Source organism: Roseobacter fucihabitans (assembly GCF_014337925.2).
Taxonomy (GTDB): domain Bacteria; phylum Pseudomonadota; class Alphaproteobacteria; order Rhodobacterales; family Rhodobacteraceae; genus Roseobacter; species Roseobacter fucihabitans.
The window spans coordinates 2,260,432-2,276,541 of the sequence record NZ_CP143423.1; the positions used below are offsets into that span (position 1 = coordinate 2,260,432).

The following is a 16,110-nucleotide window of genomic DNA, read 5'->3' on the forward strand; positions in this document are numbered from 1 at the left end:
TCCCTTACTGCGCGGCGTTGAGCCTGCGTCTTTTAATGTGCGCCCTCATAGGCTTCTTCGCCCTCTCCCAAGGAATCCTTGTCGAGATATTTGCCTTCGCTTTCAGGCCCTTCTTTCCACTCCAGATAGGAGCGGTAAAACATCGCCATCGCCTGCAAGAACAACATGGCCGTGAAGGCGCAGAGCAGGATCTTGAAGAGGAAGTACCCGTTGAAGCCATTGGGGCTGAAGCCGATGGTTTCCACGTTCCAGCGCAGGGCGCGCGATTTGTTGAGCAAGCGGTCCAGCGTGTCGGAGGCCGATGGGTTCGGCACGATCAAATGGCGCCACAGGAAGAACCAGCCATACATCCAGATCAGCACCGCCACCGGCATCATGAAGAAGAGCGCGCCAAACATGTCGATCACCTTCTTGGTGCGGAATCTTACCGCCGAATAGACCAGATCAACCCGCACATGGCCGCCCTGCACGAAGGTATAGGCCATGCAGAGGCAGACGACCAAGGCGTTGTATAATTTAAGTTCTTCGGCAAACCAGCTGATATCGAATTGCAATGGGATGCCAAAGCCGAAAGAAATATCGGGGCGCGTGAAGATCCGTTGCATGAAGACGATGATGATCTGTTGCAGCACCATCAACAGCCCCGCCCAAGCAAAGAAGCGGCCCACCACATTGGCGAACCCCTCGAGCACGCGCACATAGCCCCACATGATATTATTGCGCCACACACCGATGGCGAACATGATCAGGAAAGCCGTCAGGACAACAAAGAAAAACTCCTTTGACCCGCCATAATAGACGAACCGCATGATCGCCTGCTTGTCGCTCCAATCAAGCCACAAAGAGGGATGCGATATGGCATAGAAGAAATTGTAAACGGACATGCCGATATTGGCAAAAAACCACAATATCCCGTCAAAGATGACCGAGAGCGATCCGCCACTGGCCTCAACGTCGTTTTCCATAATCTCCCCCTCAACTGGTCTGCGCGCTTTGGCACTCCAGGTGTCGTGTGATCCCGATTGCCGGTGATCTATTTTTGCGAGGGGCCGCCCCAATGTGACGGCCCTTCGTTAATTTGTAACGCCGGATCAGCCGTTTGCAAGCACGCGGTTGCGTTGCTCGACATAGAAGCCATCCGATTTCAGCAACCAATCCGAGCTCTGCGCCAGCGATTCCTCAAAGGAGGTGCGGATCTTGGCAAACAGCTCATCATCCATGTTTTCATCCATGACCTTCTTGGAAGCCGCGCCGAAAGCATCCCAGACATCATCCGGGAATTGCAGCGTCTTGACGCCCTGCGCCTGAAGACGTTTCAGCGCCGCACCGTTATTGGCAAGCGTTTCAGCCAGCTGTGTGTGGGTGGTCGCCATGGCAGCGTTGGAGATGATCGCCTGATGCGCCGGGGACAATTCGTTCCAGACGTCAAGGTTGCAGGCCGCAGTCAGGCCGGAACCCGGCTCGTGGAAACCCGCCGTGTAATAGACCTTGGCGACTTCCTGGAAACCCGCGCGCTCATCCGCAAAGGGACCGACCCACTCCAGACCATCCAGCGCGCCCGAAGACAGCGCCTGATAGAGTTCGCCACCGGGGATGTTTTGTACCGATGCGCCAAGTTCGCCCAGCACCTTGCCGCCCAGACCCGGCATGCGGAATTTCAGACCGTTGAAATCCTCAGCAGAGTTGATTTCATTGCGGAACCAGCCACCCGATTGAGACCCGGAATTCCCGGCCAGGAAAGATTTCAGGTTGAAGATTTCGCCCAATTCGGTGTGCAGATCATGCCCGCCACCGTGGTGATACCAGTTGGTCAATTCCTGCGCCGTCGCGCCAAAAGGCACCGCGGTGAAATAGGCATAGCCCGGATGCTGGCCGATGAAATAGTAATCCGCCGAGTGATACAAATCGGCCTGACCGGATGAAACCGCGTCAAAAACCTCAAAGGCGCCCACAAGCTCGCCGGGGGCCTTTTTGTCGATGGTCAAGGTCCCGTCGGACATCGCATCGACCATATCGTTGAAATACGTTGCCGCATCATCCAGCACGGCAAAACCACGCGGCCAGGACGTGACCATTGTCAAGGTGCGGTTGCCCTGTGCGTAGGCGGGTGCGGCCAATGTTGTGGCGGCTGCGGCGGAACCGCCCAGTGCAGATGTCTTTAGAAATGAACGACGATCCATTTAGATACTCCTCCCAGGTATAACGCCCACGTCGTATTCACCACGCGCAGGTCGCTTTGAGTGTCGCCACACTAGCGAAGCGATTTCCAATTGAAATACCTACTACTGCGTAGAGAACGCGGATTTAGTCGATTTTGGCCCTGTTTTTTGGCCGGTTTGCGGTTCTTGAGGGGCTGTTTTGGTGCCAGACCCACCCCGGTAACGCGCAAACACGCTTTGATTCGATGTGATTCCATCTTAAGCGAGGGCTCATGAAACCCATTGCCGCATGGTTGCGACCCAGCTACGCACAAAAACTGTCCCTGGTGGCGACCGTGCCGCTGATTGCGGCTGTGGCGGCCATTGCCGTGCTGGTCGCGTTTCAGTCGCGCGCGCTGGCGGAACGCGAGATCAAGGCGCTCGAGACGCAATTGCTGGAGGCCAAAAAGGCGGAACTGGCCAATTACGTCACACAGGCGCGCAACGGGTTCTATTTCATCTATGGCAGCGCCGCCCCCGATGATCAGGGCGCGCGTGATAAGGTGGCCCAGATCTTTTCGGCGATGATCTATGGCACGGATGGCTCGTTTTTTGTCTATGATTACGATGGCACCAACCTGGTCAGCCCGCGCCAAACCGAGATGATCAACAAGAACTGGACCGGTCTGAGGGACAGCGAAGGCACGCCGGTGGTGGATGAAATCATTCGCATTGCGCGCTCGGGTGCGGGCTATCACAGCTATCTATGGCCCAAACCCTCCACCGGTGAAGAGGCGCGCATGATCACCTATGTCACCAGCTTTCCCAGTTGGCAGTGGGCTGTGGGCACCGGCGTGTTTATCGACGATGTGCTGGCCACGGTCGCAACGGCGCGCGCGGATGTCGAGGCCCGCGTACAGCAGACGTTTTTTTATATCGGCATGATCACATTGGCCGCGCTGATGGTTGTGTTCCTGACCGGCATGGGTCTGAACATTCGCGAACGCCGCCTTGCCGACGCCAAACTCAAGAAGCTGACCCAGCGGGTTCTGGATGCGCAAGAAGAAGAACGCGGACGGGTCGCGCGCGAGCTGCATGACGGCATCAGCCAATTGCTGGTGGGGGTGCGGTATGCGCTGGACACGGCACGGCGCAAGCTGGATCGGGGCGACCCGACCGCGCCCGAACCGCTTGGCAAGGGTATTGAAACCCTGGGCGTGGCAATCTCAGAAGTCCGCCGGATCAGCCGCGATCTGCGCCCCGGTGTGCTTGATGATCTCGGGCTTGGCCCGGCCCTCAAGGCGCTGACGGAGGATTTCAGCGCGCGCACCGGCATAATTGCTGAATTCGACACGGTCGTGTTTCGAAACCGGCTGGACGGTGAGGCCAAGATCGCGCTCTACCGCATTGCGCAGGAAGCCTTGACCAACATTGAACGGCACGCACAGGCCACGCACGTGTTCATTGACCTGCGCGGGCATAAAAAAGGTGCAACCCTGCGGATCCGTGACAACGGGTGCGGGATCACAGGTGCCAGCGCGAACCCCACGGGCGGCCTTGGATTACGCAACATGCAGGAACGCGTTGAACAACTGGACGGTGAATTCAACCTCACCACCCCAGACCGCGGAAAAGGCACCGCCATAGAGGTCACCGTTCCCCTGTCCCACCTGCTGCCGCCGGAACCTGAACGCCGCGCAAGAGCGAAAGCCGTCTCATGAAAACCCCCATCAAAGTCCTGATCGTCGATGATCACCCCATGGTTGCCGAAGGCATCCAATCCATCCTTGAAAGCTATGACGATATTTCGGTCGTCGGCACCTGCAATGCCGCGCGCGAGGCGATTGACCGGCTCAGCACGCTGGACCCGGATGTGATTCTCATGGACCTCAACATGCCGGACATGGGCGGGTTGACAGCCACCGAAATCGTGCTCGAACAACGCCCCGGCACACGGATCCTGGTGCTCTCTATGCACGACAGTCCCGAGTATATTGCCTCAGCCCTCAACCACGGTGCGATGGGCTATGTGCTCAAGGACGTGCCGACCGATGAAATCAAACAGGCCATTGATGTCGTCATGTCGGGGGAGCGTTATTTATGCACTGGCGCGCGTGGCTCGCTTGAACCTAAAGACGCCTCCGCGCGCGAGGCTCTGACGGGGCGTGAACAGACGATCCTGTTGCAATTGGCGCAAGGAAAATCCAACAAGGATGTCGCCCTTGCTCTGGAAATTTCGGTCCGCACGGTCGAAACTCATCGCAAAAATATTAAGCGCAAACTGGGGATTTCCAGCACCGCCGGTCTGACGCGATATGCGCTGGAACACGGGGTTTTGCAGGGCACTGGCGCGCGGTTCTGAAATCCGGTTTCAGGGGTACATAAGTAAGACGTTTTCTTTGCGCAAAAGCCCGCGAAAAAACGCGGCTGGGATGCGACGTTCAATATTTTTTTAAACGCGGTTTCTTAAGATTGCCGCCATGAACACACAAAGCCCCATAAAGAGGTTGTCGCAAGATTTCGGACCAGTCGTTAAGGTGGATTAATTTGTGAAAGAAGTGATCCCAAATGACGAAACGAAAGAATTATTCGCCCGATTTCAAAGCTAAGGTTGCGCTTGAAGCAATTCGCGAGGAGATGACGTTGGCGGAGCTGTCCAAGAAATATGGCATTCACCCGACGCAGATTGGGACATGGAAATGCGCGGCGATAGAGAACCTGGCGACGGCCTTTACGCGCCGAGGGTCCGTCGCTGAGCAGGTGCAGCCCCAGAACAGGTGAGCATTGCGGACGTCGACAAGTTGCATTCTGTCAACCGGCAGGTGATTGCCTGCAATCACTGAGAGGGGAAGATCGGCCAGCTGGTGGTGGAGCGGGATTTTTTGGCCCCCTCCCGGCAGCATGCTGCGCATGCGCCTGTCGGGCAGTGGATGCCTCGCATCAGTTGCTCGGGACGCGAGGCAAAAATGGTGAGTAAGGAGCACAAGCTGAGTGTACGCCGTCAATGCAAGCTGCTGACGCTGACCCGATCCCACTTGTACTATGAACCGAAGGGGGAGAGCGCTGAGAACCTACGGTTCATGGAAATCATTCACTGCCCGGCAGGGTTATGCGAAGCATGATCCCGAGAGGGGATAAGCAATTCCTCGAAACGCCATGGTAGGGGTCACGTCAAATGGCGCGGTGCATGCAACGCAACAACCACAAATGCGGTCGCCATTGCGTGCGCCCTCTCATGCGGCTCATGCGTTTGGTCCCGATCTATCAGGAACCCAACACGAGCAAGAAACATCCCCAGCATAAGATCTGGCCGTATTTGCTTAGGAAAGCCGTGATCGACCGCCCGAACCAGGTATGGTGTGCTGACATTACCTACATCCCGATGCGGCGTGGCTTTCTGTATCTGGTGGCAATCATGGATTGGTACAGTCGCAAAGCCCTTGCTTGGCGGTTGTCCAACAGCATGGACGCGGACTTCTGCGTTGAAGCCTTGAAAGAGGCACTGGCAAAGCACGGCAGGCCAGAGATATTTAATACGGACCAAGGCAGCCAATTTACCAGTGGTGCTTGGATCGACGTGCTCACGGATGCAAAGATCAAGATCAGCATGCCTCTCGTGACATTGCTACGCAATGCACTGACGGTAATAGATGGCAAAGCTGCCTGGCGGGACAATCGCATGATTGAAAGGCTTTGGCGATCACTGAAATACGAATGCGTCTACCTGAACGCCTTTGAGGCGGGTTCAGAAATGCGGGCGGGGATCAGCAAATGGCTGACCTATTACAACTCTGAGCGCCCACATTCGACCCGCGGCATATTGACCCCCAATGAGGCCTATGTCAGCAAAACAGAACCAATGAGATTGGCAGCCTAAATGAAACCCTGATCCATCTTAACAAGGCTGCAAACTGGTCGGAAAAGTAAGACCAACTCTTAACGATGCCTGATGCATCGGCCATCGACAAATTGCCTTACCGCGTGGGGATTGATCAGGTTGCGACTCTTCGGGCTTTTGGTCGGGCGTATTGCGTTGAACTGCTGTTTGCTGTTGAGCAATCCGACACAAGAGGCGCGTGAAAAGCTTGCTCAGGTGCTGCAACAGCAAGCCAAGACTCTGCGCAGCACACTGGACGTGCTAAATGGCAAGGACACTCTGACCAATCTACCCGAGGAACTGAGCGCCTGGCTGGCGCAAATCGGCAAGACGCAGGACACCCATATTCGGGTGATCACCAGGATGGCAGAACAGACCGACATCTTGATTGAGGCCGTCCAGAGCGAAGATGATTCGGCCCAAAGACTGCTGCAAACCTATATTGCGTTTGGCCAGGGCGCGTTTTTTGCAGCGGTCACGACCCTGACGGATCACATCTGGGTTCAGATCGAAACCGGTCGCAGCATGCAGCTAGAGATTGCGATGAAATCCGCGACCCGTCCGGGCGAAGGGTTAACCGCCTTGATCGGATCAGGAAATACGTCCGCTCGATGTCGATAAACGCCTCCATGGAGGCCTCCCGCGCGGGCGAGGCCGGCAAAGGACTTGCGATTATCGCGCAGGAATTCAAAACACTGGCCGAAGAAGTACAACAACTGACCTCCTCGGCCCGCGAGGACATTCAAAACATCTAAGCGTCAAGATAGTAGAAAACCAAGTGAATCGCGGAGATATTTTCCATATATTTTACTACACACCCCTGTGACGCAAGTTAATGACAAAAAAAATCACCCCTGCGACATTTATTTCTCTTTCTTGCTGCTTGACGCCACCTTGCCAGACACATAATGTCTCGCGAGCACAAGGGAGCCTTTTGGTAATGACACCAGTTGTCGTCATTCTAGGAAACACGCGCATGGGCCGGTAACGGTAGACCATAGTCTGACCCATGCGCCCCCGCCAGAACGGGGGCTTTTTTTTGCGCAAACGCTGGCACTGGCCCCACGCGGCCCGACACGGAGAAGAACGATATGAAACGGCAAATGTCCGGAGCAAAAATGATTGTCCAAGCCTTGATTGATCAAGGCGTGGATACCGTCTTTGGGTATCCCGGAGGGGCCGTGCTACCGATTTACGACGAAATCTTTCAGCAAAATGCCATTCGCCACATTCTGGTGCGCCATGAACAGGGTGCTGTGCATGCGGCTGAGGGCTATGCGCGCGCGACCGGCAAGCCCGGCGTTGTCTTGGTAACATCCGGCCCCGGTGCCACAAATGCGGTGACCGGCTTGACCGATGCGCTGATGGATTCGATCCCGATTGTTGTTTTGACCGGACAGGTGCCGACCTTCATGATCGGCTCGGACGCGTTTCAGGAAGCCGATACCGTCGGCATCACGCGCCCCTGCACCAAACACAACTGGCTGATCAAGGAAACCGACGCCCTGCCCGGTGTGCTGCATGAGGCGTTCCATGTCGCCACCCAAGGCCGCCCCGGACCGGTGCTCGTGGACATTCCCAAGGACGTGCAATTTGCCACCGGCACCTATGTCGGCCCAAAGCCATCGGTGTCTCATTACCAGCCCAAGGTCAAAGGGGATATGGAGGAGATCGTCGAATTGGTCGCCGCCATGGAAAAGGCAAAGCGGCCGATCTTTTACACTGGCGGCGGCGTCATCAATTCCGGCTCTGCGGCCAGCCAGCTGTTGCGCGAATTGGTCAAGGCCACCGGCTTTCCGATCACTTCGACGCTCATGGGGCTTGGCTCCTATCCGGCTTCGGGTGAAAACTGGTTGGGCATGCTCGGGATGCACGGGCTTTATCAGGCCAATATGGCGATGCATGATTGCGATCTGATGATCAATATCGGCGCGCGGTTTGACGACCGCATCACCGGACGTATTGACGCCTTCAGTCCGAAATCGACCAAAGCCCACATCGATATTGATCCCTCCTCAATCAACAAGGTGATCAAGGCCGATATTCCGATAGTCGGTGATGTCGGGCGTGTGCTTGAGGATATCCTTAAGGTGTGGAAGTCACGCGGGCGCAAGACCAACTCCGAAGGATTGGCCAAATGGTGGCGCCAGATCGAGGAATGGAAGGCCATTGATTGCCTGAAATTCACCCAGACCGGCAAGATCATCAAACCACAATATGCTCTGGCGCGTCTTGAAGAATTGACCAAGAAGCATGACCGTTACATCTGTACCGAAGTCGGCCAGCATCAAATGTGGGCGGCGCAGTACCTTGGGTTCGAGGGCCCAAATCGTTGGATGACATCGGGGGGCTTGGGCACCATGGGGTATGGGTTTCCTGCCTCAATCGGCGTGCAGATGGCACACCCTGACGCTCTCGTGATCAACGTGGCGGGTGAGGCAAGCTGGCTGATGAATATGCAGGAAATGGGCACGGCCGTGCAATATAACCTGCCCGTCAAGCAATTCATCCTGAACAACGAACGCCTCGGCATGGTACGTCAGTGGCAGGAATTGCTGCACGGTGAGCGCTATTCGCAAAGCTGGTCCGAAGCCCTGCCCGATTTCGTGAAACTGGCCGAAGCCTTTGGGGCCAAGGGTATCCTGTGTTCGGATCCCGATACGCTGGATGATGCGATCATGGAGATGATCACGCATGACGGGCCGGTGATCTTTGACTGTCTGGTGGCCAAGCATGAGAACTGCTTCCCGATGATCCCATCGGGCAAGGCGCATAATGAAATGCTGCTGGGTGAAGCGGATACGCAGGGCGTGATCGACAGCAAGGGGAGTGTGTTGGTGTGACATGGAACAAGGTGTAGAATCAATCATCGCCTTAGCTCTATTCGCTATCATAGCTTTGGCTGCGTGGGGTTACCAGAACGCGAGACTGCAAAATGCAGAAGACTTCTCAGTTGTTTATACCAACCAACTGCCAGGTATGATTGCACTATCGTCAGGACCTGTGCACTGTATTCTCATCCGGCAATCCGGCAATCTATATAGAGATTTAGGTGCATTTGACGGCTGGAGTTCTGCACTCGTCGAGGTATCAAAGTCATTCAACCGTGCAAAAATTGACAGCGTTATGGTCCGCCAGAATAACGAAGACACCTTCGATGTTTTGCGTACTTTCCACAGCCACGGTGGCAAAGCCGAAGGAAAGAAACTCGGTGGCGCTGTGATAAGGCGTTTATAAAAGGAAGTCATATGTCCCCCCTAAAAATCAAAAAAGGCGCGACCAGCCATTCCGCCTATAACCTAAGACCAACGTTTTCGGATGTGATCGAACGCCATACGCTTGCCGTTCTTGTTGAAAACGAACCGGGCGTGCTGGCGCGGGTCATCGGGCTCTTTGCCGGGCGCGGGTATAACATCGACAGCCTGACGGTGGCGGAGGTCGATCACACCGGTCATCTGAGCCGGATTACCATCGTCACATCCGGCACGCCGCAAGTGATTGAGCAGATCAAAGCGCAGTTGGGCCGTATCGTGACCGTGCATGCCGTGCATGATCTGACCGTTGAGGGCGCGTCGGTTGAACGTGAATTGGCGATGTTCAAGGTGGTCGGCACGGGCGATAAACGTGTTGAAGCCCTGCGCCTGGCGGATATTTTCCGCGCCAGTGTCGTGGATAGCACTCTGGAAAGTTTCGTGTTCGAGATTACCGGCGCGCCTGACAAAATCGACGCTTTCGCGGATCTTATGCGCCCGCTTGGGCTGACAGATGTCGCCCGTACCGGCGTCGCTGCGCTGTCGCGTGGTGAATAACGCTCAGGCTTTCGACGCGATCTGAATGTCGTCACGCGCTTTATCATCGACACGTGCCCTAAAGGGAATAATCTGAGCGGTCCGGGTCGGTGCATCCACGTAGTGTGCCTGCTCGCGCAGCGCTTCAGGCAGACCCGCGCCCGCGCGCTCGACAACCAGGCGGGGATTGCGCGCGCGGCGCATGGTTTGATGAATCTCCATCTCGAACTGCACAACATCGCCGGCATCAAAGAATGCATCTGCGGCAAAGATGTCATCCTTGGAGGTCAGAAAAGCCAGATCGCCCTGATCCTCGCACCAGATGACCGCTTTGCGATCCGACACGTCACTCCACAAAACAACCCCTATCATCACTTCTTCCAATCTTCTGCTCTGCTTTTTCTATTTGGATTAAGTCGACCCTCCCAACATGAGTACCAACAAGTTAACTAACGAACACGTGACAAAAACGGGACCGAGCGCTTGGAATTTGTGGCATTCTGCCGTAAGCCTGACACAAATACGATCTATCAGTGACTCTACTTGGCGTCAGTTTGACCCGATGAAATCAAATCTATTGGCTAAAACGCGCCATACGACGTAGTATGGTGCTGTTGCGACCAGACAAAGGAACGATCATGCCTTTGAACGCCCGTACCCCAGCGGAGCTGCGCAATATGTTTGGTGCGAATCTGCATCGTCTATGCGCCAAATACCCGTCGATTTCGGCGCTCTCCAGGGATCTGGGGATCAACAGAACTCAATTCAATCGGTATCTGAACGGCGAGAGCTTTCCACGCCCGGACGTCTTGGCGCGGATCTGTGATTTCTTTTCTGTCGATGCGCGTATCCTGCTCGAACCGATTGATCAAGTTGCGCGCGACTTTAGTCCGGCCTCAAATGAATACCTGCGCGAGTTTACCGGACCGATGACGCAAACGATCCCGGAAGACAGCCTGCCAAGCGGGTTTTACCAGTTCACGCGGCGCAGTTTCATGAAAGACGATCTATACGTGCGCGGCATCATACAGATCAAACGACAAGGCGAGCACACCTTCCTGCGTGGATTTGAGCCGAAAAACGCAATGGCCATGCAAGGCATTCCCGCGGCACCGAAATCGCGCGAATATCGCGGTTTTATCACGGCCATCGAGGACGGGGTCGTCGCCACCGTCAGCCGCCGCAATGGTATGTCCATTTCGTTCAATTATCTGAGCCGCGTGACCTCTTTTCAAAACAACTTCTGGGCCGGGTTCTGTGCGCGCCCCGTGAGAGAGAATGCCTCTACCAATCGCATGGCGCGTTTGGTATTTGAATTGCTTGGCACAAATCCGAAAAACGCTTTGGGGCCTGCACGCCAAGCTGGGTTTTGCGCTTTGGATGATCTGATGCCTTTTCACCAGACATTGCTGCAACCGCATGAACCTTTTCGCTGACCTGTCCCGCAGGACAGCGATGTCGCCTTGAGAAAACTCCCGTCGTTTTGAGAACTGCAAGGAGCCGCGACCGGCCTATGCTCTTGCCATGATGCAGGAGAGTTGTAATGCCTCAGACCCCAACCGATCTGTCCCAAGTTCGCCGCCCCATTGCAGTGGCAAATGGTCTGCCAAACGCCCATTATATCGACCCCGAAATCTATGCCGAAGAAAAAAACGCTTTGTTGGTGGACGGCTGGGCCGGGCTGGCCGTCGCGGCGGATGCTGCGGAAATCGGCGATGCCATGCCGCTGGAATTCCTTGGGATGCCGTTGCTGCTTGTCAGGGATCGCGCCAACCGGTTGCGCGTTTTTCAGAACATCTGTCGCCATCGCGGTATGATACTGGTGTCAGAACCGCGCCGGATCGAGGGGGCCATCCGCTGCCCCTATCACAGTTGGTGCTATTCCACAGAGGGCAAACTGGTGAGCACCCCGCATGTGGGGGGGCCGGGACAGAACAAACATGACGGTATTGATCGCGCGCTTTTGGGACTTCTCGAGGTGCGCTCCCACATCTGGATGGGGGTCATATGGGTCAATCTTTCCAGCACAGCCCCGAGCTTTGACGTCGCGCATGCCGAACTCCTCGAACGCTGGGCAGAATTTGACAAACCGTTGTTTCATGGCGGTGCCGAGAGCCAATTCAAGCTGGATGTGAACTGCAATTGGAAACTGGCGGTGGAAAATTATTGCGAAAGCTACCACTTGCCTTGGATACATCCGGGCTTGAACAGCTACTCCAGGTTGGAAGATCATTACCACATCGAAAGCCCCGGATTATTTTCAGGACAAGGCACGTTGGTCTATCGCCAAATCACGGGCGATGACGGGTCTGTTTTTCCGGATTTTGACGGATTGAGCGTAAAATGGGATACTGCCGCAGAGTATATTACGGGTTTTCCCAATGTGTTGCTGGGCGTGCACCGCGATCACACCTTCGCGATCATCCTGGAGCCGCAAGGGCCTGAAAAAACCCGCGAACATGTCCATATTTTCTATACCACACCCGATACGGACCCCGTCCTGCGTGAAAAGAACGCAAAGCTTTGGAAAGATGTTTTTCTCGAGGATATTTTTGTCGTCGAAGGCATGCAGCGCGGACGCCATGCCCATTCATTTGACGGTGGACGATTTTCGCCGGCCATGGACGGGCCGACGCATCTCTTTCACGACTGGGTGGCCGGGCGGGTCGATGCCCATCGCCACGCGGCGGATGCGGCGGAATGAGCGCATTGGATGACCGCCTCATTCTGGCGCATGAAGCGCAGGATGGACGGGCATTGGTCGATCTTTATACCGAAGCCGCGCAGCTTGCCGAGGAGGAGGATGCACGGGCGTTTTATCTGACGCATGCTTTTGTGTTCGCCCTGGAGCAAGGCGCGCCGCAAGTGGCTCAATTGCGCCAACAGTTGATCGAAATGGGCCGCGAAACGCCGGTTTAGGGCGTGTCAGCCAGCAGACGGTAGAGATGCCAAGAGGCATGCCCCAACCATGGCAGCACCAACCACAGACCCAGAAACCAAGGCACGATCGCGGCGAAACTCAGAACCGCGATGAGCAGACCCCAACAGATCATCACCGCCGGGGATTTCTTGAGCGCTCCGAAGCTCGTGATCATCGCGGTAATGAAATCAATTTCACGATCCAGCAGAAGCGGCAGGCCGATGACCGACATCGCATAGATCAAAAGCGCGAATACAGCGCCCACGAGCGTGCCGAACGCCAGCATCGACAGCCCATTGAAGGTCAGGAAAACCTCAAACGAACTCGATATGTTGGTCATCGTCGACAGGCCCAGGAAAAGCGCAAAGATCATATGTCCCAGAAAAAACCAGAACATGAAGATCACCACCATCATCGTACAAAGCGAGGGCAATTGGCGCAGCCGTTGATGCCATATCACGCCGAATATCGCCACGGCATTGACCGGCAGGTCGTTTTCCAACCGGCGCGATACCTCATAAAGACCAACCGCCGCAAAAGGCCCCAGCAATGGAAAGCCGATGGCCGCCAGCACCAGCCAGAACGTATGTCCTGTCGCCGCTGTGACCAGCGCCATCACCCAGCCCACCGCAATATAGAATGTCGCAAAAACCAGACCGTAAAACGGGCGGGCACGAAAATCCTGTGCGCCACGGCCGAGAGCGATTTTGAGGTCTGAAAACCGCGCAGGGCGCAGAGGCGGCGCGCCGATCTGTGGCTCTGTGCTGGCTGTCGTCGTCATCTGTGCCCCTCCCCTTATTGCCGCTCTATCATAGCAGGGTTTTTTTGCGGCCAGCCAGTGGCTTCGTGCCATTTCTGCGCAATTTGCAGAAGATGCCCGTCGCTTCCGGGGCGGCCCATCAATTGCAACCCCATCGGCAAACCTTGCGCACCAAAGCCGATGGGCACATTAACCACCGGCAATCCGATCAGGCTGGCCGGAACCACAACCTGCATCCAGCGGTGATAGATATCCATCTGAACGCGCGCAATTTCGGTGGGGTGTTCCAGCGCGATATCGAACGGCCAGAGCTGCGCAGACGGCAGAGCCAGCACATCAAAACGCTCCAACAGCTTGGCGGCACAACGAAACCAGTCCGACCGCGTTTCACTGGCACCGTGGATGGTTAGCCCGGACATGTTACGGCCCCGCGCGATCTCCCAGATCATCGATTGTTTCAACAAGGCGCGCTTGACCGGATCGTCGTATTCCGCCCGCCTGGCCATCGCCACACGATAGGAGCGCAAATCAATCCAGCTTTGCCACATCGCATCCGCGCTGAACGGGGCCACCAGCGGATCAACGCTCCAGCCCCTCTGTTGCATCTGTGACAGCGCCGCCTCACAAAGCGCCAGAACGCCCGGCTCCATCGGGAAGGCCCCGCCCCAATCCCCCAGCCACGCGATCTCTGGCACCCCAGGCAAGGCATCAATCTGTGGCAGGGTCGGCGCAATCTGCCGGCAAAATGGCACACGCGGATCGGGCCCCGCCATCGTATCAAGCAATGCGGCAAGGTCGCCGGGCGTGCGCGCCATCGGGCCTTCGGTGGCGAGCATGTCCATAAACGCCTCGCCCTCGGGGTGGGCGGGCACAACACCCCAGGTTGGGCGCATGCCATAAACGTTGTTCCACCCGGCCGGATTGCGCAATGAGCCCATCATGTCCGACCCATCGGCCACGCAGAGCATCCCCGTCGCCAGCGCCACCGCCGCACCGCCCGACGACCCGCCCGCGGATTTCGAAGGGTCATAAGGGTTGGCCGTCGCGCCATGCACCGGGTTAAAGGTATGGCTGCCCAGACCGAATTCAGGCGTGTTGGTCTTGCCGATCACAATGGCCCCGGCGCCACGGAGCCGTGCCACCATCAGATCGTCCTGTGCGGCCATTTTTCCGGCGAAAATCGGTGATCCTTTGGAGGTCGGAAAACCGCGCGCATTGGCCAAATCCTTGATCGCAATGGGAATACCATGCAGCCACCCGTTGCGATTTGACTGATCGCACGCGCGCGCTTCATCCATCAGCGCCGCGTGCGATTTCATCGAGACAATGGCGTTTACCTTTGGATTTACCGCGTCGATTCGCGCCAATGTTGCGCTCATGAGATCTTGCGCGCTGATATCACCCGCCGCCAAGGCATTTGAGAGCGCCAGTGCGGATCTACGCGCAAGCTCCATGCTCAGCCGCTTTGCGCTTCGGCCCGGCTCTTGCCGGACACATCCATCGCCAGGGTCGCGCCCATCAACCCGTCCAGATCCCCATCAAGAACCCCCTTGGTATCGGAGGTTTCATAGTTGGTGCGCAGGTCCTTGACCATCTGATAGGGTTGCAAGACATAGGATCGGATCTGGTTGCCCCAGCCCGCATCGCCCTTGTTTTCATGCGCCTCATTGATGGCGGCATTGCGACGGTCCAACTCCATCTGATAAAGCCTTGATTTTAAAGCCTTCATCGCGATATCACGGTTCTGGTGCTGGGATTTTTCGGAACTGGTCACGACAATGCCGGTGGGCGCATGGGTGATGCGCACGGCGGAATCTGTGGTGTTCACATGCTGCCCACCTGCGCCCGATGAACGATAGGTATCAATGCGGATATCTGAGGGGTTCACCTCAATGTCGATATTGTCATCCACAACCGGATAGACCCAGACCGACGTGAAGGACGTGTGCCGCTTAGCCGCTGAATCAAACGGCGAGATGCGCACCAACCGGTGCACGCCGCTCTCCGATTTCAGCCAGCCATAGGCGTTCAGACCAGTGATCTTGTAGACAGCGGATTTGATGCCCGCCTCCTCGCCAGCACTCTCGGCCTGCAGTTCGACCTTATAGCCCTTCTTCTCTGCCCAACGGACATACATCCGCGCCAGCATCGAGGCCCAGTCACAGCTTTCCGTGCCGCCTGCCCCGGCGTTGACCTCAAGGAATGTATCATTGCCATCGGCCTCGCCGTCCAGCAGCGCCTCAAGCTCTTTCTTGGCCGCGGTGGTCTCCAGCGCCTTCAGTGCCGCTTCGGCATCCGCGACGACCTCATCGTCCTCTTCCATCTCGCCCAATTCGATCAACTCGACATTGTCGGCAAGGTCCTGCTTGATCCCCTCATAGGTCGCAATCGCATCCACCAGGGCTTGCCGGTCGCGCATCAATTTCTGCGCCGCATCCGGATCATCCCAAAGCGTGGGGTCCTCGACACGCGCGTTGAACTCCTCCAGCCGAAAGCCGGCGGTCTCCACATCCAACCGCTGAGCGAGCAGGTTCAGGGATTTTTCGATCTTCTCAACGGTATTTTGTGCGTCAGCGCGCATGAAACTGGCCTTTGGCGTTGGGTTTGAACGGTGTGATAAACCAGCG

Annotated in this window: 17 protein-coding genes and 1 pseudogene; 12 read left to right on the forward strand and 6 right to left on the reverse strand. The window is 56.4% G+C overall.

Annotation, left to right across the window (positions count from 1 at the left end):
* Positions 1 to 32: 32 nt before the first annotated feature.
* Positions 33 to 965: a TRAP transporter small permease subunit gene (locus tag ROLI_RS11045; protein ID WP_187432309.1), complete on the reverse strand. Its 933-nt coding sequence runs from the start codon at positions 963 to 965 to the stop codon at positions 33 to 35.
* Positions 966 to 1,091: 126 nt separating this feature from the next.
* Positions 1,092 to 2,180: a TRAP transporter substrate-binding protein gene (locus tag ROLI_RS11050; protein WP_187432310.1), complete on the reverse strand. Its 1,089-nt coding sequence runs from the start codon at positions 2,178 to 2,180 to the stop codon at positions 1,092 to 1,094.
* Between the two features lie 251 nt (positions 2,181 to 2,431).
* On the opposite strand from ROLI_RS11050, the gene ROLI_RS11055 reads away from it, so the two are divergent.
* From ROLI_RS11055 to ilvN, 9 genes and pseudogenes are all read left to right on the forward strand, one after another.
* Entirely contained in the window at positions 2,432 to 3,859 is a 1,428-nt protein-coding gene (locus ROLI_RS11055) for a cache domain-containing protein (protein WP_187432311.1), read from the forward strand.
* Entirely contained in the window at positions 3,856 to 4,500 is a 645-nt protein-coding gene (locus ROLI_RS11060; protein WP_187432312.1) for a response regulator transcription factor, read from the forward strand. The genes ROLI_RS11055 and ROLI_RS11060 overlap by 4 nt, the downstream gene beginning before the upstream one ends.
* Positions 4,501 to 4,706: 206 nt before the next feature.
* Positions 4,707 to 4,919, forward strand: coding sequence for a transposase (locus ROLI_RS23965; protein ID WP_187431548.1), 213 nt, complete (start codon positions 4,707 to 4,709; stop codon positions 4,917 to 4,919).
* A gap of 170 nt (positions 4,920 to 5,089) precedes the next feature.
* Positions 5,090 to 6,015: pseudogene (locus tag ROLI_RS11065) on the forward strand (IS3 family transposase); the annotation flags it as partial.
* Positions 6,016 to 6,135: 120 nt separating this feature from the next.
* A complete protein-coding gene (locus ROLI_RS11070; protein ID WP_222869656.1) occupies positions 6,136 to 6,636 on the forward strand; it encodes a hypothetical protein in 501 nt (166 codons plus the stop codon).
* The gene (locus tag ROLI_RS11075) at positions 6,627 to 6,770 is read left to right on the forward strand and encodes a methyl-accepting chemotaxis protein (protein WP_187431591.1); all 144 of its coding nucleotides are present in this window, start codon (positions 6,627 to 6,629) and stop codon (positions 6,768 to 6,770) included. Before ROLI_RS11070 ends, ROLI_RS11075 begins: the two co-directional genes overlap by 10 nt.
* Before the next feature lie 336 nt (positions 6,771 to 7,106).
* Entirely contained in the window at positions 7,107 to 8,858 is a 1,752-nt protein-coding gene (locus ROLI_RS11080; protein ID WP_187431592.1) for an acetolactate synthase 3 large subunit, read from the forward strand.
* 1 nt (position 8,859) lies between these two features.
* Positions 8,860 to 9,252: a hypothetical protein gene (locus ROLI_RS11085; protein ID WP_187431593.1), complete on the forward strand. Its 393-nt coding sequence runs from the start codon at positions 8,860 to 8,862 to the stop codon at positions 9,250 to 9,252.
* Between the two features lie 11 nt (positions 9,253 to 9,263).
* Complete coding sequence (gene ilvN, locus ROLI_RS11090; RefSeq protein WP_187431594.1) at positions 9,264 to 9,824, forward strand: acetolactate synthase small subunit; 561 nt, start codon at positions 9,264 to 9,266, stop codon at positions 9,822 to 9,824.
* A gap of 3 nt (positions 9,825 to 9,827) precedes the next feature.
* On the opposite strand, the gene ROLI_RS11095 is transcribed toward ilvN, so the two are convergent.
* Positions 9,828 to 10,175, reverse strand: coding sequence for a hypothetical protein (locus ROLI_RS11095; RefSeq protein WP_187431595.1), 348 nt, complete (start codon positions 10,173 to 10,175; stop codon positions 9,828 to 9,830).
* Positions 10,176 to 10,441: 266 nt separating this feature from the next.
* Here ROLI_RS11095 and ROLI_RS11100 point away from each other — a divergent pair, with 266 nt between their 5' ends.
* The 3 genes from ROLI_RS11100 (at position 10,442) to ROLI_RS11110 (ending at position 12,722) form a co-directional block, all read left to right on the forward strand.
* A complete protein-coding gene (locus ROLI_RS11100; RefSeq protein ID WP_187431596.1) occupies positions 10,442 to 11,239 on the forward strand; it encodes a helix-turn-helix transcriptional regulator in 798 nt (265 codons plus the stop codon).
* A 107-nt stretch (positions 11,240 to 11,346) separates the two neighbouring features.
* Complete coding sequence (locus ROLI_RS11105) at positions 11,347 to 12,507, forward strand: aromatic ring-hydroxylating dioxygenase subunit alpha (protein WP_187431597.1); 1,161 nt, start codon at positions 11,347 to 11,349, stop codon at positions 12,505 to 12,507.
* Positions 12,504 to 12,722, forward strand: coding sequence for a hypothetical protein (locus ROLI_RS11110; RefSeq protein WP_187431598.1), 219 nt, complete (start codon positions 12,504 to 12,506; stop codon positions 12,720 to 12,722). The genes ROLI_RS11105 and ROLI_RS11110 overlap by 4 nt, the downstream gene beginning before the upstream one ends.
* On the opposite strand, the gene ROLI_RS11115 is transcribed toward ROLI_RS11110, so the two are convergent.
* The 3 genes from ROLI_RS11115 to prfB are packed head-to-tail and all read right to left on the reverse strand — an operon-like array spanning position 12,719 to position 16,064.
* The gene (locus ROLI_RS11115; RefSeq protein ID WP_187431599.1) at positions 12,719 to 13,504 is read right to left on the reverse strand and encodes a DUF2189 domain-containing protein; all 786 of its coding nucleotides are present in this window, start codon (positions 13,502 to 13,504) and stop codon (positions 12,719 to 12,721) included. The two genes, ROLI_RS11110 and ROLI_RS11115, sit on opposite strands and share 4 nt — an antisense overlap.
* Before the next feature lie 14 nt (positions 13,505 to 13,518).
* Positions 13,519 to 14,937, reverse strand: a complete 1,419-nt coding sequence (locus ROLI_RS11120; RefSeq protein ID WP_187431600.1) for an amidase — start codon at positions 14,935 to 14,937, stop codon at positions 13,519 to 13,521.
* 2 nt (positions 14,938 to 14,939) lie between these two features.
* Positions 14,940 to 16,064 (reverse strand): peptide chain release factor 2, encoded by a 1,125-nt coding sequence (gene prfB, locus ROLI_RS11125; RefSeq protein WP_187431601.1) that lies wholly within the window; start codon positions 16,062 to 16,064, stop codon positions 14,940 to 14,942.
* Positions 16,065 to 16,110 lie beyond the last annotated feature (46 nt).